Consider the following 22,751-nt stretch of genomic DNA (forward strand, 5'->3'; position numbering starts at 1 on the left):
TACGCTGCTGCCGCACCATCTACAGCGTGTCGAAGACAGTCGGAAGACGAAGCAGCGAGGCCGGTTGGACCGGCCGGCCCGCGAAGCGTTTACGCGGTCGCGAGGCGTTGGCGGAACCTGAATCCGCCCACAGCCGCGCGCCCGCTAGTCGTGGGAGGCAGGACCTGGTGAGGAGATCCTTCGGTCGGACCCGGCCGTCGCTCGCGGATGTCGAGGACACGCCGATGGCCCCGGCTGACACCGCTGACGCGGACGAGCTGGCGAGCCGTCGGGTTGGACACCGACGGCCGGCCCGACGCCGCGTGGGCGCGCGCATGGGCGCCATGCTGGCGGCCGTAGGGCTGCTGGCTACCGCCTGCGACGTCCCCAACTTTGGATTCCCGGACGGTGTGACCAACCACACCCCGCGGATCCTGAACATGTGGCAGGGCTCGGTGATCGCAGCCCTGGCCGTCGGTGTGTTCGTATGGGCTCTCATCTTCTACGCGGTCGTCGTGTTCCGGAAGCGCAGTGATGTTCTGCCGCGCCAGGTCCGGTACAACCTTCCCGTCGAGATCCTTTACACCGTCGTGCCGGTTGTGATTGTGGCGGGCCTCTTCTACTACACCGCCCGTGACGAGACCGAGATCACCAAGCTCTCGGACAATCCCGACGTCACGGTGAACGTCATCGGTTTCCGGTGGAACTGGCAGTTCCAGTACCTCGACACCGGCGAGACGCCGGGTACCAACCAGGTCGAGGTCACCGGCCGCCCCGGTGAGGCACCGGTGCTGGTGCTGCCCGAGGGCCGGTCGATCCGGTTCGTGCTCACCTCGCCGGACGTGATCCACTCGTTCTGGGTGCCCGAGTTCCTGTTCAAGCGGGACGTCGTCCCCGGGCGCATCAACGAGTTCGAGCTCACCGCGACGAAGACCGGGACCTTTGTCGGTCGATGCGCCGAGCTGTGCGGTACCGACCATGACCGGATGACCTTCTACGTCAAGGTCGTGCCCGGTGCCGAGTACGACCGCTTCATCGAGGAACGGGAGAGCGCCGCGATCAGCGCGTCGCCGTCCTCCGGCGCCACCACCGGGAGTGTCCAGTGACCCTTCTGCACGAGTCGCCCGCCGGGCCGGCCGGGCACGCACACGACTCGGCGGACAYGCACTACAAGCCGCCGATCACGAGCCTGCTCGGCTACCTGCGGACGACGTCCCACAAAGACATCGCGATCATGTACTTCCTGACGTCGTTCGCGTTCTTCGTCATCGCAGGCATCCTCGCGGTCTTCATCCGTGGCGARCTGGCCCGCCCGGGCCTGCAGTACTTCTCCAACGAGCAGTACAACCAGTTCTTCACCATGCACGGCACGCTCATGCTGCTGATGTTCGCGACGCCGCTGGCGTTCGCGTTCGCCAACTACCTGGTGCCGCTGCAGATCGGCGCGCCCGACGTCGCCTTCCCGCGGCTGAACGCGCTGTCGTACTGGCTGTTCCTGTTCGGCAGCCTCACCGTCTTCACCGGGTTCGTGACCCCGGGCGGGGCGGCCTCCTTCGGCTGGTTCGCCTACGCGCCGCTGAGCAGCCAGGTGTACTCRCCGGGCGTCGGCTCCGACCTGTGGGTGCTGGGCCTCACGGTGCAGGGTCTCGGCACCATTCTCGGTGCCGTCAACTTCATCACCACGATCCTGTGCATGCGTGCCCCCGGCATGACGATGTTCCGGATGCCGATCTTCTGCTGGAACCTGCTGGTCACCTCGATCCTGGTGCTGGTGGCGTTCCCGGTGCTGGCCGCCGCGCTGCTGGCACTGGCCGCTGACCGAAGGTTCGGGTCACATATCTTCGCCGCCGAGAACGGCGGCGCGATGCTGTGGCAGCACCTGTTCTGGTTCTTCGGGCACCCCGAGGTCTACATCATCGCGCTGCCGTTCTTCGGCATCATCAGCGAGATCATCCCGGTGTTCTCCCGCAAGCCGCTCTTCGGATACAAGGGCCTGGTGTTCGCCACCATCGGCATCGGTGCCCTGTCCGTCGCGGTTTGGGCGCACCACATGTTCGTCACCGGTGCCGTGCTGCTGCCCTTCTTCGCCTTCCTGTCRTTCCTGATCGCGGTGCCCACCGGGATCAAGTTCTTCAACTGGATCGGCACGATGTGGCGCGGGCAGCTCAGCTTCGAGGCCCCGATGCTCTTTGCCGTCGGCTTCCTCGTGACCTTCCTGTTCGGTGGTCTGACCGGTGTGCTGCTCGCCAGCCCGCCGATCGACTTCCACGTGAGTGACAGCTACTTCGTGGTCGGGCACTTCCACTACGTTGTCGCCGGTCTCATGTTCGCCGCCTTCGCCGGGGTCTACTTCTGGTTCCCGAAGGTCACCGGGCGGATGCTGAACGAGAAGCTCGCGAAGCTGCACTTCTGGTCGCTGTTCCTCGGTTTCAACGCGACCTTCCTGGTGTTCCACTGGCTGGGCACCCAGGGCATGCCGCGGCGGTTCGCGGACTATGGCCCGAACGACGGTTTCACCACCCTCAACACCGTCGCGACGGCCGGTTCGTTCCTGATGGGCCTCTCGACGTTGCCGCTGCTCTACAACCTGTGGTACTCCTACCGCAAGGGTCCGGTCGCGGCGGTCGACGACCCGTGGGGCTTCTCCAACTCCCTGGAGTGGGCGACGTCCTGCCCGCCGCCTCGGCACAACTTCCGGTCCCTGCCGCGGATCCGCTCCGAGCGCCCGGCGTTCGACCTGCACTTCCCGGGGGCCGCGGGCAAGGCGGATTACCACGCCACACCGGAACTGGGTCAGGGAGCGGCGCGATGAAGATCGAAGGCTTCATCTTCAACTTCTTCGGCATCTTCGCCGGGGCGGCTGCCCTGGTCTACTGGTTCTGGGCGAAGGATCCGACCGGTACCGCCGCGCTCACCCTGTGCGCGGGTCTAGGCTTCCTCGTCGGCGGCTACCTGGTCTTCACCGGCCGCCGGATCGGCATGCGCCCGCAGGACCTGCCGGATGCGGAGGTCGTCGACGGCGCCGGGGAGCTCGGGCACTTCACCCCGGGCAGCTACTACCCGTTCTTCCTCGGCGCGAGCGCGTCGGTCACCGCCATGGGCCTTGCCTTCGGAATCTGGCTGAGCATCCTGGGCGCTGTCCTGACGTTCTCCTTCGCCGTCTGCCTGGTCATGGAGAACTTCTGGCACCCGGCGCTGCCCGAGGACGAGGTGCCGACGCACTGACGCGCGCGCCGGGCACCGAGCGCGAGGCGCCGAACACCTGTACGGCGCCGCGAGCGAGGTTCCGACCCGTCGGTCGTGCACAAGGGCCGCTGCCCCAGGTCCGTCACCTGGGGCAGCGGCCCTTTGTCGTGGATCCTCGTGATCCTCGTGATCTGTCGTGCCCTGCCTGGCCGCGGCTGGTCCGGCGGTGCGGTCAGCCGCGGGCCTTCGCCGCGGTCTGGCTGGCCTCCGCCCAGCGGCGCAGCGCCTCCGCCGCGGCGCCCGAGTCGATCGCCGCCGCGGCGCGGCCGAGCTGCGCCCCTATCTGCTCTGTGACCGGGGCCTCGGTCGGCCCGGCGGCGGCGACCAGGGCCGCCGCCGTGGCGAGCAGGACGGCGTCGCGCACCGGCCCGGTCTCCCCGGCGAGGATGGTCCGGACCACCTGGGCGTTGTAGGCGGCGTCGGCGCCACGCAGGGCAGTCGCGTCGGGTGGGGCGATGCCGAGGTCGCGCGGGTCGAAACGGTCCCGGCGCACCTGCGCCCGCTCCTGTTCGCCCGGCGGGGCGGTCACGACCCAGACGGTGGACGGCATCGCCGTGGTGAGCTCGTCCAGACCGTCGTCGCCGCGGAAGACCAGGCCCCGGGTGCCCCGGTCGGCCAGGACGTCCGCGACGATCGGGGCGAGCCGGGCGTCGGCGACGCCGATCGTCTGGGCCCCCGGCCGAGCCGGGTTCGCCAGTGGGCCGAGGATGTTGAACGCGGTCTGGACACCCAGCTCCTTGCGGGTCGCCCCGACATGGCGCATGGCCGGGTGGAAGACCTGCGCGAAGCAGAAGGCTATGCCGGCACTGGACAGGCAGGCCTCGACTCCGGCCGGCGGCAGGTCGATCACCACACCGAGCTCGGACAGGACGTCCGCCGACCCGCTTGCCGACGACGCGGCGCGGTTGCCGTGCTTGACGACCGTGACCCCGGCGCCGGCGGCGACGATCGCCGCCATCGTCGAGAGGTTCACCGTGTTGGAGCGGTCGCCGCCGGTGCCGCAGGTGTCGACGGCGCCGGCCCGCAGCTCGTCGGAGAGGGCGAGCGCCTCGCCGACGCCGAGCATCGCGCGGACCAGCCCGCCGATCTCCTGCGCGGTCTCGCCCTTGGCCCGCAGCGCGATGATGAAGCCGGCGATCTGGGCGGGCGTGGCCAGCCCGCCCATGATCTGTTCCATCGCCCAGGCGGTCTGGTCGGTGGTCAACGGCTCGCCGGAGATCAGCAGGTTGATCAGGTCGGGCCAGCTCTGCGCGGCCCGCCGGCCGCTGCCGGTCGCCCCACGCCCGGTCGCCCCGGTGCCGGCGGCAGCCTGACGCGGTGCCGATGTGCTCGTCATGACGGGGTCCGCCGGGCCTAGCGGGCGCGGGTGTTGACCACCGGCCGGCGGACCGCCGAGCCGGTCGCACGCTCCCGGAGCAGGCCGACGACCGCGTCGGTGAGCGCGCCCGGGTCGACGGGGTGGCTGACCACCGCGTCGGCCTGCGACCAGGTTGCCAGCCACCGGTCGTCGCGCCGGGCGACCAGCAGCAGCGTGGGCGGGCAGTCCGCCACCTCGTTCTTGAGCTGGCGGCACAGCCCCATCCCGCCGGACGGCGCGGCCTCGGCGTCCAGGATGCACAGGTCGGCCTCGCCGTGGTCGACGGCGTCGATGAGGGTCGCCGCGTCGGACACCTCGACGAACTCGATCTCGTCGAGGTCGGCCGCGGGCCGGCGCCCGACGGCCGCCAGGACACGCGCTCGGACGTCGGGCTTGCTCGCGTAGACGAGGACGGTGCTCATGGCGTCCACGGGCCTCTCGGGTGGGCGACCGCCGTGGGCGGCGATCGGAACGACTGCCGGTACGGGCACTGCGTGGGCACCGGTCTCCGGCGGCGACCCCGGGCGTCGCCGCACAGGGCGCCGGCCGCGGTGTCGGACGTCCCACCGGCCCGGTATCCGCTCCGAAGGCTATCTGTTCGCGGCGTGCCGGTCGCGTGCCCATCCGGGTCACCGGCGCCGCGTGGCGGCCGGTACGGTCAGGGCCGTCGCAGGCGGGAACATCGCCGCGGGGGCCGCCGGGCCGACCCGACCCCGGGGCCGGTGACGGGCCTGGCAACGGGCCTGGCGGCGGGTCGGTGGCCGGACCTCCGGGTCCGGAGGGGTTTGCCATCGGACGCCGTCAGGCGTGATACTGATACTCGTTCTCAACGATTGTCCGAGCGCCCGTCCCGGCTGTGCCTCCCGCGGGACCAGTGCGCGGGCGGGCGCTGACCGACCGACCGATGACGGACGTGACCCGATGCCGGAGCGGACCGAACTACGCCTCACTCCCCAGCGCGGAGCCGTGCTGGAGGTACTGAAGGCCGCCGACGACCATCCCACGGCGGCCGAGGTCTACGAGCGCGTGCGGGTCGCTGCCCCTGGTATCGGCAGCGCCACGGTGTACCGCGCGCTCGCGTTGCTGGTGTCGACCGGGCACGCCCTCGAACTGAGCCTCGGGGACGGCACGGCAGCCAGGTACGACGCGAACACCAGCCGGCACGACCACGCCGTGTGCGAACGGTGTGGCCGGGCGGTGGACATCGACCAGCCCGTCCCCGACGGGATGGTGGCCGAGATCGCACGGCGGTCCGGCTTCACGATCACCGGGTACGACCTGCAGTTCCGTGGTCTGTGCCCGGAGTGTCAGTCCGGCGGCGCGGGCCAGGGCCCGGGCCGCCGGCAGTGATCGAACCAATCATGATGTAAATGGAGGAGCTCCGCATGCCGAAGCTTGACGGCACCAAGACCCACGAGAACCTCAAGGAGGCCTTCGCCGGCGAGAGCCAGGCCAACCGGCGCTACCTGTACTTCGCCCGCCGGGCGGACATCGAGGGCCTGACCGAGGCCGCGGGCCTCTTCCGGGACACGGCCGAGGGTGAGACCGGCCACGCGTTCGGTCACCTCGACTTCCTCGCCGAGGTCGGCGACCCGGCGACGGGCGAGCCGATCGGCAAGACGGCCAAGAACCTGGCGAGCGCCGTGGCCGGCGAGACCTACGAGTTCACCGCGATGTACCCGGGCTTCGCGAAGACCGCCCGCGAGGAGGGCTTCGAGGAGGTCGCCGACTGGTTCGCCACGCTCGCGCGCGCCGAGAAGACCCACGCCGGCCGCTTCAAGAAGGCCCTCGACGCGGTGGTCGCCGAGGAGACCGCGGACGCCTGATCGCGGCCGCGTTCCCGGGCGGTTCGCGCCGCCCGTACGGCCGGGGGTGGCACGGGGGAACCCGGGCCMCCCCCGGCCGGGAGCCGGGGCTGGGCGGCCCGTCTCGACGGGCTGTCCGGGCCCGGAGCTCCGGCCCATCGACTCACCGGGCCCCGGGAGCCTCGACACCCGGCACGTCCGGCTCTCCCGGTACCTTTTCGGATGTCCGCCGCGGTCCATGCGCCCCTGGCCTCTCTGCGCCCCCGCGCCCCGCAGGAGACACCGGCGGGTACGGGGACGGGCGTCGCGACGGGGTAGGAGGAGGTAGCACGATGACGTTCACCATCGCCGACATCACGACGGACCATCAGTCCTACTCGGCCCGGCGCAGCCAGGCCCGCGCGCGGATGATCCCGATCCGTGCCGAGCGGCGCGTGCGGGTCGGCGACATCCTGCTGTTCGAGTTCGAGAACGCCGAGACACTGCGCTACCAGGTGCAGGAGATGGTCTACACCGAGYGTCTCAGCGCTCCCGGCGAGGTCGCCCACGAGGTGGACGCCTACTCGCGGCTGCTGCCGTCCAGCCACGCACTCACCGCCACGATGTTCATCGAGCTCGACCAGCTGGACGCCGTCCGCGACGAGCTCGTCCGCCTGTCCGGGGTGCAGAGCCGGATCTCGCTGGAGATCGGCGGGGTGACGGTGCCCGCCGTCGAGATCCCGGGCGTGGACGAGGACCCCGACGCCCCGAGCGAGACCGTGTCGGTGCACATGTTCCGCTTCCCGCTGACGGACGAGACCCGGGACGCCTTCCGCGACCCCGAGGTCCCCGTCGAGCTGGTGGTCGACCATCCGGCCTACAGCGACGGGACCCCTGTCACCGGGGCGACCCGGCGCAGCCTGATCGCCGACCTGGCCCTGCCCGGCTGACGGCTCCGCCCGGCTGACGGTCCTGCCCGGCTGACAGGCTGGCGTGGGCCGTTCATCTGCCGCGGGTCCGGGTATGCGAGCACAGGACAGGCTCGATTCCCGGCCCGACAGGAGTGGCGCTGTGACCGATCACCACGACGGCCCGGTCGGGTTCGGCCCCGGCGGAACGACCCCGGCCAGCGAGGCTCTGCACCGGCTGGCACTCGACCGCGACGACTCGGCGGCGCTGGGCGCGCTGGCCGTCGCGGACGTCCTCGTCCCGGATCTCAGCGATCCGTCCCGGGACAACGGCGACGCGCGGGTGGTGAAACTCCCCGTCGCCGAGCAGGCCGACGGCCGCCAGTTCGTCCCCACCTTCACCTCGGAGCGGCGTCTCGCCGACGCGCTGCCGGGCGTCGGCCGCTACCGCAGGGTCGCGCTCGCCGTGTTGCTGCGGATGTGGCCTTCCGAGGATCTGATGCTCGCCGTCGACCCCGGGACGGAGGAGGGTCTGACGTTCCCCGCGGAGGGCATCCGGGCGCTCGCCGCCCTCGCGGACTGAGCCGTCCGGGCCACCCCCGGCGTGGCGCGCCGCTCTGGGTGAGGGACACAACAACCGACGGGTTCCGGGCCCGGCACGCGGCGTGGCCGACGCCTCATCACATGCCAGAACCTGCGTGTTAGCAGGTGTTTCGACAGCACCCGGCGGATTTTCGGATGCTCGGCGGGCGCTCGCGGCGCGTCGTCGACGCCGTGTAGTCCTACCGATTGTCGAACCTACGGTGGCGCGTGCGGCGTCACATGCCAGAATGACCGTCGTGGCCTCAGCCCCTGTCCTCGAGAAGGCTCCTCCAGCGCACCCGGCGGCCAACCGTCCCTCGATGGTCTCGGTCGGCACGGTGGTGTGGCTGTCGTCGGAGCTGATGTTCTTCGCGGCACTGTTCGCGATGTACTACACGATCCGCTCGGTCAACAGCGGCAACTGGCCGCCGGTCACCGGCGACCCGGCCGGGTCCGAGATCGGCCCCGTGCACCTGCACGTCCCGTTTGCACTCTTCTTCACGGTGATCCTGGTCCTGTCCAGCGTGACCTGTCAGCTCGGAGTCTTCGCCGCCGAACGCGGCGACGTCATCGGGCTGCGCCGCTGGTACCTGATCTCGCTGATCATGGGGATCGTCTTCGTTGGCGGTCAGGCCTGGGAGTACTTCAAGGAGAACGAGTTCACCCTGGCGTCGCACGGCTACGGGTCGGTGTACTACCTGACCACCGGGTTCCACGGGATGCACGTGATCGGTGGGCTGGTCGCCTTCGTTCTGGTGCTGGCCAGGTCGACCTACGGGCGCTTCACGCCCGAGAAGGCGACGTCGGCGATCGTGGTGTCGTACTACTGGCACTTCGTCGATGTCGTCTGGATCGCCCTGTTCGCCACCATCTACCTCCTCCAGTGAGCGACATGACCACATCCAAGGCATCCGAATCCGCGGCGTCCTCGTCCGCGGGCGCGGCCGGCAGACCCCGGCTCGTCTCGCGCAGGAACGCCCGGCGATCCCGGTCGGCTTCCGTGCGCCGCCGCCGTCGGTCGTCGTCCATCGTCCTTCTCCTCGGCCTGCTGGCCACGGGGGTGATGTGGACGGTGCTCGCTCCCGGGGGCAACGCGACGGAGACTCCGGACGCGAACGAGGCCGTGCGCCAGGGCCGCGCCCTGTTCGCACAGGGGTGCGCGACCTGCCACGGCCTGAACGCCCAGGGCTCCAGCGAGGGGCCGAGCCTGATCGGTGTCGGCGCGGCCGCGGTGGACTTCCAGATGTCCACCGGTCGTATGCCGCTCGCCGCTCCCGCGGCACAGGCCGACCGCAAGGACCCGCTCTACTCGGAAACACAGATCGACCAGGTGGAGGCCTACATCCAGTCGCTGGGCGGCGGTCCTGAGGACCCCGACCTGACGGATGCAGATCTCAACGACGCCGACCTCGCCGAGGGCGGTGAGCTCTTCCTGGCGAACTGTGCCCAGTGCCACCAGGCCGCCGGCGCCGGTGCGCCGCTGACCTACGGCAAGTTCGCGCCGTCACTCAGCCAGGCGACCGCCGACCAGGTCGTCGAGGCGATGCGGACCGGGCCGGAGTCGATGCCGGTCTTCGGGCCCGGCCAGATCAACGAGGAGGAGGCCGTCGCGGTTGCCGCGTACGTCCGTCACCTCCAGGACGCGCCCGCACCCGGTGGTGCCTCGATCGGCAAGTACGGCCCGGTTCCCGAGGGTCTGGTCGCGATCGTGATCGGTCTCGGCGCGCTGCTCGGTGTCTGCCTCTGGATCGGCGCGAGGCAGAAGCTGTGAGCGCCGAGAAGGGCCCGAACGGGCCAGCGGCCGCGGCCGGCGACGACAACGGCGACGACCTGACACCGGACTCGCCGCAACGGCGCATGCATTACGCCGGCTACCAGGGAGAACCGGCCGACAAGGCAGACCAGGATTCGATGAGCAGCATTTTCAAGAGGACGAAGCACCCCGTCGACACCTCGGGGCGCCCGAAGGACGACTCCGACCCCCGTGCCGGTGGTCCGGATGTCACCGCGGGGCACGACGGGCCCGAGGTGCTCGGGACCCCGCCGAACCCGACCGACTCCTCCCAGACCCCGGAGACGACGGTCGTGCGGTCCGGCGGCGCCACCGCCACGGCGCAGGGTGCGGGCGGTGGCGGGGGAGTCACCCCCCGCGCGCCGCACACGGCCGAGTACGACCGGCGGGCCGCCCGGCGCGCCGAGCGGCTCATCGCCTTCTGGTTCACCATCTCGATCGTCGGCACGGTGGGCTTCATCATCACCAACTTCGTCGGCGACAAGCACGCGCAGTACTACACGCCCGCCATGGGCAGCGCGCTCGGGCTGGCGGTCGGCGGCCTCGGGGTCGGCATGATCCTCTGGGCGAAGCGCCTGATGCCGCACGAGCAGGCGGTGCAGGAGCGGCACGAGTTCACCTCCCCGCAGGAGGAGATCGCGGTCACCGAGGAGGAGGTCGCGCTCGGCTTCGCCGACACCGGCCTCGCCAGGTACCCGTTGCTGCGGCGCAGCCTGCTCGCCGCCGGCACGATCCTCGGCGGACTGGTGGTGGTGCCGCTGCTCAACCTCACCAACAGCAAGCCCGGCAAGAAGCTCGACCACACGCACTGGGTCAAGGGCGCCCGTCTCGTCAACCTGCAGGGCCGCTATGTCAAGCTCGGCGACATCGCGATCGGCGGGATCGAGACCGTGCTCCCGGCCATCCCGGTGAAGGAGGCGGACGGCAGCCTCTCCTACGAGCCGAAGCTGGACCTGCACAGCAAGGCGGACAGCACCACGATCCTCATCCGCCTGGAGCCCGGCGTGAACAAGCCGCGCCAGGGCCGCGAGAACTGGGCTGTCGACGGGCACGTGGCCTACTCGAAGATCTGCACGCACGCGGGCTGCCCCGTCAGCCTCTACGAGCAGCAGACGCACCACCTGCTCTGCCCCTGCCACCAGTCGGTGTTCGACGTGCCTGACGGGTGTCGGGCGATCTTCGGGCCAGCGAGCCGGTCGCTGCCGCAGCTCGCCATCGCGGTGGATGACGAGGGCTACTTCATCGCCCGTGACGGGGACTACACCGAGCCCGTCGGCGCCGCGTTCTGGGAGCGCTCATGACCACCGCATCGGCACCCGTACCGAAGTTCCAGAAGCGGCCGACTCCGGCCCGCAAGGTCAACCGGGCCATCGACGACCGGTTCGGGACGCAGGGCGCGATCCGCCGGAACTTCAACAAGGTGTTCCCGGACCACTGGTCCTTCCTGATCGGTGAGATCGCGCTCTACAGCTTCATGATCCTGCTTCTCACCGGGATCTACCTGACGCTCTTCTTCGACCCGTCGAACGTCGAGATCATCTACAACGGCTCCTACGTCCCGCTCAAGGGCGTGGAGATGAGCCGCGCGTACGCGTCGACGCTGGACATCAGCTTCGACACCCGAGCCGGACTGGTCTTCCGCCAGATCCACCACTGGGCCGCGCTGGTCTTCGTCGCGTCGATCATCGCCCACATGATGCGGGTGTTCTTCACCGGTGCCTTCCGCAAGCCGCGTGAGGTCAACTGGCTGATCGGCATCGTCCTGCTGATGCTCGCGCTGGTCGAGGGTTTCGCCGGCTACTCGCTGCCGGACGACCTGCTCTCCGGCACCGGCCTGCGGATCGCCGCGTCGATCGCCCAGTCGATCCCGGTGATCGGCACCTGGACGTCGTTCCTGGTGTTCAACGGGGAGTTCCCCGGCGAGAACTTCATCCCGCGGCTGTACGTGGTGCACATCCTGCTCGTGCCGGGCATCCTGCTCGCGCTGATCGGGGCGCACCTGGGCATCCTGTGGCACCAGAAGCACACCGACTTCCCCGGCCCGGGCAAGACCGAGCACAACGTGGTCGGTCACCGCGTCTTCCCGGTGTTCGCCGTGAAGTCCGGCGGCTTCTTCATGCTGACCTTCGCGGTACTGGCCCTGCTCGGCGGCCTCGCCCAGATCAACCCGATCTGGACGTTCGGCCCGTACGACCCGGCCAAGGTCAGCTCGGCGTCCCAGCCCGACTGGTACATCGGCTTCCTGGACGGGTCCACCCGGCTCATGCCGCCGTGGGAGTTCAGGGGCCTCGGGCACACCATCCCGGCGGTGCTCTGGCCGACGGCGGTGCTGCCCGGCGTACTGTTCACACTGGCGGCGCTCTACCCGTTCCTGGAGGCGAAGTTCACCGGGGACAAGGCCTCGCACAACCTGCTCCAGCGCCCGCGGGAGGCCCCGACCCGCACCGCGATCGGCGCGATGAGCCTCAGCTTCTACCTGGTGCTGTTCATATCGGGTGGTAACGACATCATCGCCCACACGTTCAGCATCTCGCTGAACGCGATGACCTGGGCGGGCCGGATCGGGCTCATCGTCGTCCCGCCGATCGCCTACGTCGTCACCAAGCGGCTGTGCATCTCGCTCAACGAGCGGGACGCCGAGATCGCGCATCACGGTATCGAGACCGGCATCATCCGCCAGCTCGCCAACGGCGAGTTCGTGGAGGACCACCGGCCGAAGCCGCCGCCGGTCTCCGACTACCCGCAGGTCCCGACCGACCGGATCCCGTTGCCGGCCGGCGCTGCGGACGGAGCCCACGGCAAGGGCCTGGCGCATCGTGCCGGCAAGGCCGTCGGCGGTTTCTTCACCGAGGAGACCGAGAAGCCGGCAGGCGACGCTCCGGTGGGCGGTGGTTCCAAGCACTGACCGCCGTGCACCAGCTGACCACTGGGCACTGACCGCCGGGTCGCCCGGAGCTGTTCCGCCTGCCGCGGGCGGCTCCGGCGCTCGGAGGAGCCGGAACGCGCACGAGGCCTCCGAAGGGCCGCCCCCGACGACCGTCGGGAGCGGCCCTTCGTCATGTCCGCGGCCTTCAGGCGGGCGAGGCTCCGAAGCGCTTCGCCGCGCGGATCGCGCCGTGTGCCGGCCAGCTCCACTCGCCCTCCAACCGGACCAGCCGGACCCCGGGCCCGGTGAGCCACCGGCCGATCCGCTCGGTCTCCTCCACCGAGGCGCAGGGAGTCGGCCCCGGCACGGGCCGTACCGTCTCCGCGCTCGCCACGACCGCGTCGACCCAGGGCCGGGGGTCGATGCCGCGCGGCACCGAGGCCGCGGAGACGAGCCGACCGCGGCGGATCACCGACAGGTCCCACCCGGCGTCGGTGGTCGGCGCCGCGGCGACCATCTCCGGAACTGTGGTGAGCGCGACGAGGCGCTGCCGGCGCGCCGCGGCACGCAGGTAGGCGGCCAGCCGGTCGCGCACCTCGGCGGCCTCCTCGTACCGCTGGTCGGCCGCCAGGTGCGCGATGCGCCGCTCCAGCGCCTCCTGGACCGGACCCGGGTCACCTGTCATCGCCTGGCGGGCCAGCTCGGCGACCTCGGCGTACTCCGGCTGGCTCTGCCGCCCGTCACAGGGCGCGCCGCAGCGGCCGAGGTCGGCCAGCACACAGGCCGCGGTCGGGCGGCGCGGTGAGATCCGGGTACTGCACTGGCGCAGCGGGACGGCCTCCAACAGCGCGGTCTCCGCCTCCTGCGCGGCCCGGGCGGTTCCGAAGGGGCCCAGGAACGCCACGCCGTCGCCGACGGACCGCACGCGGGACAGCCGCGGGTACGGCTCGTCGGTGAGCCGCAGGTAGACGGCTCGCTCGGGGTAGCGGGAACGCCGGTTGTAGGGCGGCTTGTACTCGGCGATCAGCCGGAGCTCGCGAACCTCCGCCTCCAGCGGGTGTGCGCAGCCGATCGCGTCGACCCGTTCCGAGGCCGCGACCATCTCCGCCATCCGGGTGCGGGGCTCGCTTGCGGTGAAGTAGGTCCGCACCCGGGACCGCACCGACCGCGACGTGCCGACGTAGAGCGCCCGGCCCGTTCCGTCCCGGAACACGTAGACGCCGGGCCCGGTGGGCAGCCCGTCGGCGAGGTGYCGCTTGCGCCGCTGGGCGGGGGAGACCCGCGCGCTGTACTCCCGCAGATCCTCGATCGTGGTGACGCCCAGGTTGCCGAGCCGCTCGAACAGCCCGTGCAGGACGTCGACCGTCGCCCTGGCGTCGGCCAGCGCCCGGTGCGTCGGCCGGGTAGCACTGCCGAACAACATCGCCAGCGACTCCAGCCGGCAGTCCGGAGCCTCGTCGCGGGTCACCACCCGGCGGGCGATCCGCACCGTGTCGAGGTGCTCCCAGGCGGGGACGGGGTAGCCGCACGCCGTCGCCGCCGCGCGCAGGAAGCCGAGATCGAACGGCGCGTTGTGGGCGACGAGCACCGCGCCCCGGGAGAACTCCAGGAAGGTGGGCATGACCTCGTCCAGCGCGGGCGCGGTGGCCAGCATGACGTCGGTGATGCCGGTGAGCACCGAGACCACCGCCGGCACGGGGCCGGACGCCCGGACCAGCGTCGACATCTCGCCCAGAACCTGGCCGCCCCGCACCTTCACGGCGCCGATCTCGGTGATCTCCGCCGTCGCCGGCGAACCGCCGGTGGTCTCCAGGTCGACGACGACGAAGGTCAGGTCGGACAGTGGGCGGCCGAGCTCCGCCAGGCTCGCCTGGCGCGGCGGGCCGCCGGTACGGGCGGGACTGGTGCTGACGACGGTGGTGCTGACGACGGTGGTGCTGGCGGCAGTGGTGCTGGCGGGGGTGGGGACGGGGACGGGACGCACCGGCCACACCCTAGGGGGCGGGTACGACAGGTCTGCCAGCCGATACGCCGGTACGCGCAGCTCAGGAGAAGGGGCGGGCGAAGGCGGTGGGCCCCGCGTTCATCACCCGGAACTCGTTGCCCTCCGGGTCGCGCAGAACGTAGCCGGTCTCCCCGTGTGCCTCATAGCGGGCCAGCTGCTGGGCGCCCAGCGAGGCGAGCCAGCCGATGACCCGCTCGGCGTCGACGGCGTACAGCTCCAGGTGCAGGCGGTTGGGGTTCTCCTCGTCCTCCTCCGCCCGCTCCTCCCGGCGGCCGCTGCGGCGGCCTGCCCATCGCGGCGGCCGCGGCCGGGCTCGCCGGCGCAACAGCAGCTTCGGCCCGGCGCCGGCGGGGTGGCGGAGCAGCGCGGCATCGCCGGCCTGCTCGGAGATCTCGTAACCCAGCGCGGCGGCCCAGAAACGGACCATGACACCCACGTCGGTGCAGTCAACACTGATTCGAGCGACCCTGATGCCGTTCGTCTCAAACCTGGCCACCTGAAGCATCATTCCGTATCGCCGGGTTCGTTGGTGCATCGGTGTGTCTCCGGCGTGTCCTACGGCAGAGGGTCGACGACCCGTCGTGCCTGTTTGTCGGGAATTGGTCTCGATTCCGCCGATTTGTTCCCGGGCTGTTGGGCCGCCCCCAGCCTGATGACCTCCGCGTGCGCCTGCGGCGATCTCGGTAGGGTCCCGTTATGGCCAGTGTCTTCACCCGGATCATCAACGGCGAGCTGCCCGGTCGCATCGTGTACGCGGACGAGACCAGTGTCGCCTTCCTGACCATCGCGCCCATCCGGCCCGGTCACACCCTTGTGGTCCCGCGCCTGGAGGTCGACCACTGGATCGACCTGCCCGACGAGGTGCTCAGCTCGGTGTGGAGCGCAGCGGCGACCGTGGGGCGGGCCATCGACTCGGTCTTCCGGCCCCGCCGGGTGGCGGCGATGCTCGCGGGCCTGGAGGTGCCGCACACCCACATTCATCTCGTGCCGATCGAGGCGGAGTCGCAGATGAGCTTCGCGCTGGCCGACAGCAGTCCGGACCCGGCCATGATGGACGACGTCGCCGAGCGCCTGCGTGCGGCGCTGTCCGCGCCGGCTGGCGCGTGACCTGAGTGGGCACTGCCCGCTGTGGAGCGGGGCAGGCCGGTTGGCGCGGAGTAGGACGGACGGGCGGCGTTGCGCGGGCCGCCGGCGGCCCGGCCACGGTCAGAAGGACCGCGGCCGGGCCGCCGGCCGGCCGGAACTCGCTGTCAGAACTCGCTGTCAGAACTGGAATGTCGCGGGTGCCACCGCGAACAGCGGCTCCCAGTTCAGCTTGTGATGGCCGGCCGGGGCGTCGATGACCACGTTGCCGGTCACCTTCTGCCCCGCCTTGACGTCGCTGGTGTACAGATCGGGCTCCACCGAGGTGAACTCGCCGTCGTAGCGGCTGCCGTCCTCCGTCTGGACGTAGAAGTCCGACGGCGCCGCCGACGTCTCGCCCCGGGACACCTCGACGGTGACGTTCACGACGTAGAAGGCGCCGCGGCTCGGCGGGTCGCCGTACTCCTCGACACGGCCGGTCGAGCTGCAGATCGAGTTCAGGGTGACCTTGGCCTCGAAGTCGCTCACCGACGACCGCGCGTTGCCCGTGACGGTTCCGGCTCCGCCGACGCCGGCCACTCCCGCGGGCGGCGGGCCCGCCGGGGTGACCGGCACACAGCCCTCGGGCGCCCCGGGCTGCTGGGCCCCGCCCGCAGGCTGTGTGGGCACCGAGCCGCCCGGAAGCGTCGTCACACCGGGGATGACGGGCCCGGTCGGGGCGGCCCGCGGATTGAGGGTTGAGCCGGAGGCGGTCGGCTCCGTGTCGTCACCGCCGCCCACGGAGAGCGCGATGATGACGCCGAGGACGATGGCGGCGACGACCGCCAGCGGAACGATGATCATGGCGGGGTTGCGCCGGCGGCCCGGCGGCGTACCGCCAGGCTGCGGCCAGCCTCCGGGCTGCTGCTCGGGGAACCCCTGCTGGTACCCGGGCTGCTGGTAGCCCTGCTGCGGTGCCTGGGGATAGCCCTGGGGCGGGTACTGGCCCGGGTAGCCGCCCTGGGCCTGCTGCCAGCCGGTGCCCTGCTGCCCCGGCGCCGCCGGGGTCGGCCAGCCGCTGCCGGCCTGACCCTGCTGGCCGGCGGGCTGCTGCCACCCGGTGCCCTGCTGGCCCTGCTGGCCCCACGGCGTGTCGGCGCCCTGCTGGGGCCACTGCTGCTGGGGCTGCTGCCCGGCGCCCGGCCACGAGCTCTCCGGCGACGCTCCGGCGGCGGGCGGAGTACCCCAGGAAGCCGCGGGCGTGGTGGAAGGCCACGCGCCGCCGTCCCCCTGCTGCCCCGGGGCCGGCGCGCCGCCCGGGGTGGGCCACTGCGGAGCCGGCGCGGGCGGCGGCGTGGCTGACCCGCCGCCAGCCGGGCTCTCCGAGGCCGGCGGCTGTTGCCACGAACTGTTGGGCGCTCGCCAGGTCTCCTGGTTGTCCTGACCGGGCGGGGGGTGGCCAGGGGGGGTCTGGTCGGTCACGGAGGTCCTCTCGACAGCCCCCGCCGCGCTTCCTACGGGCGGAGCACACGATAAACACGGCGAGATTACATAAGCCGGATATCGCCGGCCACAATGGGTGTCTTTCCGTTGAGGATTCCGGGCTCGTGCAGATGTCGGGCACGACGGGCGATGACAGCGTTGACGGTGATGTCAGGTACACGCATCCGGCCAGATGGCCTGGTGCCGATTGCCGAGGATCGCGCCGAGGCCGGCCCGAATGACATTCCACCCGGTGCTGCCCGTCGTTCTGCCGAGGCGTTCGGTGAGCGGCGGACCGTCCCGGTCACCACCCGGTTCCCGGCTGTGCCCCGCGGCGTTCCTGCTGGCGTCCCCTGCCGTCCGGCTGGCCGGAGTGGGCTGCGGGGAAGGCGTCCGAGCGGCCCGGACGGGTCGACCGATACTCTGGACCGTCGCTGTCGTCGCTCGTTCCGGAGTTTCCCGTGCCTGTGGTCCCGCCCCGACGCCCGCGTCGGCCCAGGGCGATCCGCGGCGCGCGGCCGGCCGGGTCGCCCCGATGACCGAGACGCTTCCTGCCGATGTGCGGTCCCAGGTCGTCGTGTACGCCGCGGAGGCACTGGCCGAGCTCGCTGACGCTGTGGTTCCGGCCAGTCTGGTCGCTGTCCGTCGTTTCAAGGCGTCGCGCCGCGCACGGCTGGGTGCCGTGCCGCTCGCCGCCGCCATCGAGCAGGACGCGCACTTCCGCGGCCGGGTCGCCGAGTGGGTCCGCCGGGCGAATCCGGACCTCGTCGCCGCCATCACCGCCCCGGACGGCCCGCCCCCGGCCGCCCCCCCGGCCCAGATGGCCGCGATCGCCTACATCCTTCGTCTGCCCGACTGGGTCGCGCTCGTGGAGGAGGCCGCGCGCTCGTCCGCGCAGGAGGTGTCCTCGGCGCGGATGGACGAGGCCACCCGGGAGATCAGCCGGCTACAGGAGCAGATCGAGGCCGTCCGGCGACTCGCCCGTACCGAGCAGGAGCAGCTGCGCGCCCAGCTCGACGAGGCCCGCGCCGAGGCGGAGGAGGCCCGCCGCCGGCTGCGGGCCTCGGGGGACCGCGTGCGGCGCGCCGAGATCGCCGCCCGCGAGATCAGCGTCGCCGCGGAGACCGCGCGGGACATCGCTGCGCAGGCCGCGCGGGACAGCGGGGCCGAAGCCAAGCGGCTGCGCGCGCGGGTGCACGAGCTGGAGGCCGCGGCGTCCGCGACCCGCCGGGACAACCGGGATTCCCGCAGCATGGACGAGGCGCGGCTGCGGGTGCTGCTCGACACGTTGATGGCGGCGGCGAACGGCGTCCGCCGCGAACTCTCCCTGCCGACGACGGTCGCGCGGCCCGCTGATCTGATCAGCAGGCCGGAGAACGACCGCGGCTTCGACCCGTTCTCCGGGGTCGGCGGGAGAGGACGCGCCGACGACGATCCGGCGATCATCGACGACGTCCTGGCTGTCCCGGGCCTGCACCTGATCATCGACGGCTACAACGTGACCAAGCGTGGCTACGGCGCCCTCACGCTGCAGGCACAGCGCGCGCGACTGCTCGCCGGGCTCGGCGCGCTTGCGGGCCGAGCCCTCGACACCGCCGAGGTCACGGTCGTCTTCGACGCGACGGCGGTCGTCGCCCGGCCGGTCGGAGTCGCGATGCCACGTGGGGTGCGGGTCGTCTTCAGTCAGGCCGGCGAGCTGGCCGACGACGAGATCAGACGTCTCGTCCGCGCCGAGCCGCCAGGACGGCCGGTGGCCGTCGTGACCTCCGACCGCGAGGTGGCCGAGAACTGCGCCTCGCTGGGCGCCCGCACGGTCTCCTCGGACGCCATGCTGTCCAGGCTGGACCGCTAGTGCCGTGACCGACAGGTTCGCCCCGGCCGGGCGTGGCGGCCGGGGCGAACCTGTCGGTCACGGCACCAGGCCCGCGGCTGCGGTCCTGGTGGTCCGGGCGGTTCCGGTGATTCCGGTTCCGGCGGTCCAGAAACTGTCGTACCCCTCTCCTAGCGTGACCGGTGTCGAACTGGTGTCCGGTTCCACCGCGACCGGCGGGCCCCTGTGGGCACCGGCGGCCTCGGGTGGGTGAAGGACGAGAGGTGAGCACGATGCTGATCGACTGTGAGACGTGTGAGGCCCGGAGCAGCGCCGCCTGTGAGGACTGCGTGGTCAGTTTCCTGTTGGCGGCGCCGCACTCCACGGCGGACTGGGACGATGACGAGCGCCGGGCGCTCGAGGTCCTCGCCGCTGCCGGGCTGATCCGCATGCCGCGCCGTTTCCGAGCCGCCTGAGTCGTGCCGGTCCGCACACACGCCGCTCCAGGGATGTGTCGCTGACAGTCCCCTGGGTGTGATGGGCGCGGCGGGGAATGCGCTGTGTGCGCAGCCGGGTGCGGCGAGGCATCGTGGGCGTACCCCGCAGGTGTCGACGGGAGATGGTGCGCGTCCCAGCCGCGGCCTCGCCCAGGCCATACGGGAGCATGACGGCGTGCGTGTGCTCGCTGTGACCAACGATTTTCCGCCCCGTCCGGGTGGGATCCAGGCGTATGTGCACAACTTCGCCTCGCGACTGCCGTCCGACGAGATCGTCGTGTACGCGCCCGCCTGGCGCGGTGCCGCCGAGTTCGATGCCGCGGCGCCGTTCCCGGTGGTGCGGCATCCGACGTCGCTCATGCTGCCCACGCGGGATGTGTTCCGCCGGGCCCGCGAGATCGCCCAGGCGGAACGGTGCGACACCCTGTGGTTCGGTGCGGCGGCGCCACTCGGCCTGTTGGGAGCGCGGCTGCGCCGGGAGATGCCGGCCCGTCGGGTGGTGGCCAGCACGCACGGCCACGAGGTGGGGTGGGCGGCACTGCCCGGGGCCCGACAGGTGCTGCGCCGTATCGGGGCGACGACGGACGCTGTCACCTATCTGACGGACTACACCCGGATCCGTCTCGCGCCGGCCCTCGGGCCTCGGCCCGACCTGGCCCGGCTGCCCAGCGGCGTCGACCCGTCGTTGTTCCGCCCCGGCGACGGTCGCGACGAGATCCGGAAGCGCTACGGGCTCGATGGCCGTCCGGTGGTCGTCTGCGTGAGCCGGCTCGTTCCCCGCAAGGGGCAGGACATGCTGATCCGGGCGCTGCCGGCGCTGCGCCGCCGGGTCCCGGAGACCGCGCTGCTCCTCGTGGGCGGCGGGCCGTACCGGCAGGAGCTCACCAGGCTCGTCCGGGAGAACGACGTCGCCGACCACGTGGTGCTGACCGGTTCGGTGCCCTGGGAGGAGCTGCCGGCCCACTACGCGGCCGGTGACGTGTTCGCCATGCCGTGCCGCAACCGCCGGGCAGGGCTGGAGGTGGAGGGTCTGGGCATCGTGTTTCTGGAGGCGTCGGCGACAGGCCTGCCGGTCGTCGCCGGCCGCAGCGGGGGGGCACCGGACGCGGTCCTCGACCATCGGACCGGTGTGGTGGTCGACGGGCGGGACCTGCACGCGCTCGTCCGCGCGGTCGGCGACCTGCTCGCCGACCCGGACCGTGCCCGCTCGATGGGCACGGCCGGCCGGGCCTGGGTGGAGCTGCGCTGGCGCTGGGACGTCCTGGCCGGAGAACTGCGCGACATCCTGCGGGGCTGAACGCGCCGGCGCCCGCGGCGCAGCTCCGGGCGGTGCCCCGGTGACCAGAGGTCAGGCGGTCACGCGGGGCGCGGCGTAGAGGTTCTCCACCGTCTCCGCATAGCGTTCGAGGACCACGTTGCGCCGGACCTTCAGGCTCGGGGTCAGCTCGCCGCCTTCGATGGTGAAGTCGTGCGGAAGGATCTCGAACTTCTTGACCGCCTCGGCGTGGGAGACCATGGCGTTCGCGGCGTCGACGGCCCGCTGGATCTCGGCCCGCAGCTCGGGGTCGTCCGCCAGGCTGGCCGGGGTGGTGCCTGCGGGGCGGCCCTTCTCCTTCAGCCAGGCGGCGAGCGCATCCGGGTCGAGAGTGATCAGCGCGGCGATGAAGGGCCGCYGGTCACCGACGAGCATCGCCTGCCCGACCAGCGGGTGCTGCCCGATCCGCTGCTCCAGCGGAGCGGGTGCGACGTTCTTGCCGCCCGCGGTCACCAGGATCTCCTTCTTGCGCCCGGTGATGCGCAGGTGCCCGGTCTCGTCGAGGGAGCCGAGGTCTCCGGTGCGCAGGAAGCCGTCGGAGTCGATCGCCTCCTTGGCGGCGGTCTCGTTGTTGCGGTAGCCGCTGAGGACCAGATCGCCCCGGATCAGGACCTCGCCGTCGTCGGCGATGCGCACGGTGACCCCGGGCAGCGGCTGGCCGACCGTTCCGATCTTCATCGACTCGGGCCGGTTCACCGTCGCCCCCGCGGTGGACTCGGTCAGCCCGTAGCCCTCCAGGATGAAGAAGCCGATGCCCCGGAAGAAATGGCCCAGGTGGACGCTCAGCGGGGCACCGCCGCTGATGCCGTGGGTGATGTTGCCGCCCAGGGCGGACCGCAGCTTCGCGTAGACGAGCCGGCTGAACAGCGCGTGCCGCAGCCGGAGGGCGAGGCCGGGGCCGCCCTGGTCGAGGGCCTGGCTGTAGGCGACCGCCGTGGCCTCGGCGGCGTCGAAGATCCGGCCCTTGCCGTCGGCGTGGGCCTTGGCCCGTGCGCCGGCGTACACCTTCTCGAACACCCTGGGCACTGCCAGGATGAAGGTCGGCTGCACCAGCGCGAGGTCGGCCAGCAGCGTGTTGGTGTCCGGCGTGTAGGCGATGCACCGTGCGTTGTTGATGATCATGCACTGCATGGTCCGCGCGAGCACGTGGGCCAGCGGCAGGAACATCAGGGTCGAGGCGTCCTCGGTGAAGTGCTCCGGCGTTGTCGCAGCGCCGGCCAGCGCGTTGAACAGCAGCGCGCGGTGGGCCAGCTCGCAGCCCTTGGGGCGCCCGGTCGTTCCCGAGGTGTAGATGATCGTGGCGATGCTCGCCGCGGTGACGTCGGACCGGGCGGCCGCGAGCTCGTCCACCCCGATGCCCGCCTGCGCCCCGGCCTCGGCGAGGGCGTCCAGCGCGCCGTCGTCGAGGACGAGCACCTCGCGTAGCGAGGGCACGTGGTCGCGCACCTGGGCGATCCGGGCGGCGTGCTCCGCCGACTCGCAGACGGCGAGGACGGACTCCGAGTCCGAGATGATCCACTCGATCTGGTCGGGGCTCGACGTCTCGTAGATCGGAACGCTGACCGCGCCCGCGACCCAGCCCGCGTAGTCGAGCACCGTCCACTCGTACCGGGTGCGGCTCATGATCGCGAAACGGTCGCCGGGGCCCACGCCCAGGGCCACAAGTCCGGCAGCGGTCCGGACGACGAGGTCGCGGAACTCGCGCGCCGTCATGTCGGCATACCCGTCACCGGACTTGTAACGGACGATGACCTTGTCCGGGACCCGGTCCGCGTTGGCGAAGACGTCATCGCTGAGCGTCCTGTCATCCGCCACCGTGACCAGGGCGGGAGAGGTGTACTCGCGCACGGGAACTCCTTCGATGGCAGGGCCGTCTGGCCGGGGACCCGCCTGCGGGTGCCGGGCGGGGTGAGGATCGAGGGCCCGGTTTTCTGYCATGTGACGACAGTGGGTCCCGTGACGTTAGCCTGTGAGCGTCGCCACGGCGAGTCATTGGTCGTTCCGGATTTCGGGTCGTTCCCGGCGAAGCAGACCGGGTGCCGTGTTCGCCCGGCAGGCGCGGATGG

21 protein-coding genes are annotated in these 22,751 nt (G+C 71.6%); 15 read left to right on the top strand and 6 right to left on the bottom strand.

The genetic code is table 11. The annotated features are described in order from the left end of the window. Positions 1 to 224 precede the first annotated feature (224 nt). Genes ctaC through CC117_RS18340 form a run of 3 tightly spaced genes read left to right on the top strand, consistent with a single transcriptional unit; the run spans position 225 to position 3,204 of the window. Complete coding sequence (ctaC, locus tag CC117_RS18330) at positions 225 to 1,085, top strand: aa3-type cytochrome oxidase subunit II (RefSeq protein WP_071085847.1); 861 nt, start codon at positions 225 to 227, stop codon at positions 1,083 to 1,085. Beyond that, a complete protein-coding gene (gene ctaD / locus CC117_RS18335) occupies positions 1,082 to 2,791 on the top strand; it encodes an aa3-type cytochrome oxidase subunit I (protein WP_071085770.1) in 1,710 nt (569 codons plus the stop codon). Before ctaC ends, ctaD begins: the two co-directional genes overlap by 4 nt. Further along, entirely contained in the window at positions 2,788 to 3,204 is a 417-nt protein-coding gene (locus CC117_RS18340; protein ID WP_071085772.1) for a cytochrome c oxidase subunit 4, read from the top strand. The genes ctaD and CC117_RS18340 overlap by 4 nt, the downstream gene beginning before the upstream one ends. Positions 3,205 to 3,397: 193 nt before the next feature. On the opposite strand, the gene trpD is transcribed toward CC117_RS18340, so the two are convergent. Together trpD and CC117_RS18350 are read right to left on the bottom strand one after the other, a co-directional pair. Continuing rightward, positions 3,398 to 4,561 carry an anthranilate phosphoribosyltransferase gene (trpD, locus tag CC117_RS18345; RefSeq protein WP_084132339.1) on the bottom strand — a complete coding sequence of 388 codons (1,164 nt, stop codon included), beginning with the start codon at positions 4,559 to 4,561 and terminating at the stop codon, positions 3,398 to 3,400. A gap of 17 nt (positions 4,562 to 4,578) precedes the next feature. Continuing rightward, on the bottom strand, positions 4,579 to 5,004 hold the full coding sequence (locus CC117_RS18350; protein ID WP_071085849.1) for a response regulator transcription factor: 426 nt from the start codon (positions 5,002 to 5,004) through the stop codon (positions 4,579 to 4,581). 499 nt (positions 5,005 to 5,503) lie between these two features. On the opposite strand from CC117_RS18350, the gene CC117_RS18355 reads away from it, so the two are divergent. The 8 genes from CC117_RS18355 (at position 5,504) to qcrB (ending at position 12,553) form a co-directional block, all read left to right on the top strand. Beyond that, complete coding sequence (locus tag CC117_RS18355) at positions 5,504 to 5,932, top strand: Fur family transcriptional regulator (protein ID WP_071085774.1); 429 nt, start codon at positions 5,504 to 5,506, stop codon at positions 5,930 to 5,932. Between the two features lie 35 nt (positions 5,933 to 5,967). Then, positions 5,968 to 6,408 (top strand): rubrerythrin family protein, encoded by a 441-nt coding sequence (locus CC117_RS18360; RefSeq protein WP_026310774.1) that lies wholly within the window; start codon positions 5,968 to 5,970, stop codon positions 6,406 to 6,408. Positions 6,409 to 6,719: 311 nt separating this feature from the next. Further along, the gene (locus tag CC117_RS18365; RefSeq protein ID WP_071085776.1) at positions 6,720 to 7,316 is read left to right on the top strand and encodes a DUF3501 family protein; all 597 of its coding nucleotides are present in this window, start codon (positions 6,720 to 6,722) and stop codon (positions 7,314 to 7,316) included. A 121-nt stretch (positions 7,317 to 7,437) separates the two neighbouring features. Further along, on the top strand, positions 7,438 to 7,857 hold the full coding sequence (locus tag CC117_RS18370) for an SseB family protein (RefSeq protein ID WP_084132341.1): 420 nt from the start codon (positions 7,438 to 7,440) through the stop codon (positions 7,855 to 7,857). Between the two features lie 247 nt (positions 7,858 to 8,104). Then, a complete protein-coding gene (gene ctaE, locus CC117_RS18375; RefSeq protein WP_071085778.1) occupies positions 8,105 to 8,743 on the top strand; it encodes an aa3-type cytochrome oxidase subunit III in 639 nt (212 codons plus the stop codon). 5 nt (positions 8,744 to 8,748) lie between these two features. After that, positions 8,749 to 9,627, top strand: coding sequence for a cytochrome bc1 complex diheme cytochrome c subunit (qcrC, locus tag CC117_RS18380; RefSeq protein WP_071085855.1), 879 nt, complete (start codon positions 8,749 to 8,751; stop codon positions 9,625 to 9,627). Further along, complete coding sequence (gene qcrA / locus CC117_RS18385) at positions 9,624 to 10,949, top strand: cytochrome bc1 complex Rieske iron-sulfur subunit (protein WP_071085780.1); 1,326 nt, start codon at positions 9,624 to 9,626, stop codon at positions 10,947 to 10,949. The genes qcrC and qcrA overlap by 4 nt, the downstream gene beginning before the upstream one ends. Beyond that, entirely contained in the window at positions 10,946 to 12,553 is a 1,608-nt protein-coding gene (gene qcrB, locus CC117_RS18390; protein ID WP_071085783.1) for a cytochrome bc1 complex cytochrome b subunit, read from the top strand. Before qcrA ends, qcrB begins: the two co-directional genes overlap by 4 nt. 166 nt (positions 12,554 to 12,719) lie before the next feature. Here qcrB and CC117_RS18395 read toward each other — a convergent pair whose 3' ends face one another. Both CC117_RS18395 and CC117_RS18400 read right to left on the bottom strand, forming a co-directional pair. Next, positions 12,720 to 14,498: a DEDD exonuclease domain-containing protein gene (locus CC117_RS18395; RefSeq protein WP_084132343.1), complete on the bottom strand. Its 1,779-nt coding sequence runs from the start codon at positions 14,496 to 14,498 to the stop codon at positions 12,720 to 12,722. A 61-nt stretch (positions 14,499 to 14,559) separates the two neighbouring features. After that, positions 14,560 to 15,027 (bottom strand): VOC family protein, encoded by a 468-nt coding sequence (locus tag CC117_RS18400; RefSeq protein WP_071085785.1) that lies wholly within the window; start codon positions 15,025 to 15,027, stop codon positions 14,560 to 14,562. A gap of 188 nt (positions 15,028 to 15,215) precedes the next feature. Between CC117_RS18400 and CC117_RS18405 the strand changes: the two genes are divergently transcribed. Further along, positions 15,216 to 15,626, top strand: a complete 411-nt coding sequence (locus CC117_RS18405) for an HIT family protein (protein WP_071085788.1) — start codon at positions 15,216 to 15,218, stop codon at positions 15,624 to 15,626. Between the two features lie 156 nt (positions 15,627 to 15,782). Here the strand turns inward: CC117_RS18405 and CC117_RS18410 are convergent, their stop codons facing one another. Continuing rightward, positions 15,783 to 17,063, bottom strand: coding sequence for a DUF4352 domain-containing protein (locus CC117_RS18410; RefSeq protein WP_071085790.1), 1,281 nt, complete (start codon positions 17,061 to 17,063; stop codon positions 15,783 to 15,785). A gap of 535 nt (positions 17,064 to 17,598) precedes the next feature. Here CC117_RS18410 and CC117_RS18415 point away from each other — a divergent pair. The 3 genes from CC117_RS18415 (at position 17,599) to CC117_RS18430 (ending at position 20,667) form a co-directional block, all read left to right on the top strand. Next, the gene (locus tag CC117_RS18415) at positions 17,599 to 18,915 is read left to right on the top strand and encodes an NYN domain-containing protein (protein WP_071085858.1); all 1,317 of its coding nucleotides are present in this window, start codon (positions 17,599 to 17,601) and stop codon (positions 18,913 to 18,915) included. Positions 18,916 to 19,166: 251 nt separating this feature from the next. After that, a complete protein-coding gene (locus CC117_RS18425) occupies positions 19,167 to 19,349 on the top strand; it encodes a hypothetical protein (RefSeq protein ID WP_071085860.1) in 183 nt (60 codons plus the stop codon). A 196-nt stretch (positions 19,350 to 19,545) separates the two neighbouring features. Beyond that, entirely contained in the window at positions 19,546 to 20,667 is a 1,122-nt protein-coding gene (locus CC117_RS18430) for a glycosyltransferase family 4 protein (RefSeq protein WP_071085794.1), read from the top strand. A gap of 51 nt (positions 20,668 to 20,718) precedes the next feature. Here CC117_RS18430 and CC117_RS18435 read toward each other — a convergent pair whose 3' ends face one another. Next, positions 20,719 to 22,533: an AMP-dependent synthetase/ligase gene (locus CC117_RS18435; RefSeq protein WP_071085796.1), complete on the bottom strand. Its 1,815-nt coding sequence runs from the start codon at positions 22,531 to 22,533 to the stop codon at positions 20,719 to 20,721. Positions 22,534 to 22,751 lie beyond the last annotated feature (218 nt).

This window comes from Parafrankia colletiae (assembly GCF_001854655.1).
GTDB classification, from domain to species: Bacteria; Actinomycetota; Actinomycetes; order Frankiales; family Frankiaceae; genus Parafrankia; species Parafrankia colletiae.

Coding starts and splice junctions, on each gene's coding strand:
- ctaC (WP_071085847.1), top strand. CDS start 225: ATGGCCCCGGCTGACACCGCTGACGCGGACGAGCTGGCGAGCCGTCGG.
- CC117_RS18340 (WP_071085772.1), top strand. CDS start 2,788: ATGAAGATCGAAGGCTTCATCTTCAACTTCTTCGGCATCTTCGCCGGG.
- trpD (WP_084132339.1), bottom strand. CDS start 4,561: ATGACGAGCACATCGGCACCGCGTCAGGCTGCCGCCGGCACCGGGGCG.
- CC117_RS18350 (WP_071085849.1), bottom strand. CDS start 5,004: ATGAGCACCGTCCTCGTCTACGCGAGCAAGCCCGACGTCCGAGCGCGT.
- CC117_RS18355 (WP_071085774.1), top strand. CDS start 5,504: ATGCCGGAGCGGACCGAACTACGCCTCACTCCCCAGCGCGGAGCCGTG.
- CC117_RS18360 (WP_026310774.1), top strand. CDS start 5,968: ATGCCGAAGCTTGACGGCACCAAGACCCACGAGAACCTCAAGGAGGCC.
- ctaE (WP_071085778.1), top strand. CDS start 8,105: ATGACCGTCGTGGCCTCAGCCCCTGTCCTCGAGAAGGCTCCTCCAGCG.
- qcrC (WP_071085855.1), top strand. CDS start 8,749: ATGACCACATCCAAGGCATCCGAATCCGCGGCGTCCTCGTCCGCGGGC.
- qcrB (WP_071085783.1), top strand. CDS start 10,946: ATGACCACCGCATCGGCACCCGTACCGAAGTTCCAGAAGCGGCCGACT.
- CC117_RS18400 (WP_071085785.1), bottom strand. CDS start 15,027: ATGATGCTTCAGGTGGCCAGGTTTGAGACGAACGGCATCAGGGTCGCT.
- CC117_RS18405 (WP_071085788.1), top strand. CDS start 15,216: ATGGCCAGTGTCTTCACCCGGATCATCAACGGCGAGCTGCCCGGTCGC.
- CC117_RS18415 (WP_071085858.1), top strand. CDS start 17,599: ATGACCGAGACGCTTCCTGCCGATGTGCGGTCCCAGGTCGTCGTGTAC.
- CC117_RS18425 (WP_071085860.1), top strand. CDS start 19,167: ATGCTGATCGACTGTGAGACGTGTGAGGCCCGGAGCAGCGCCGCCTGT.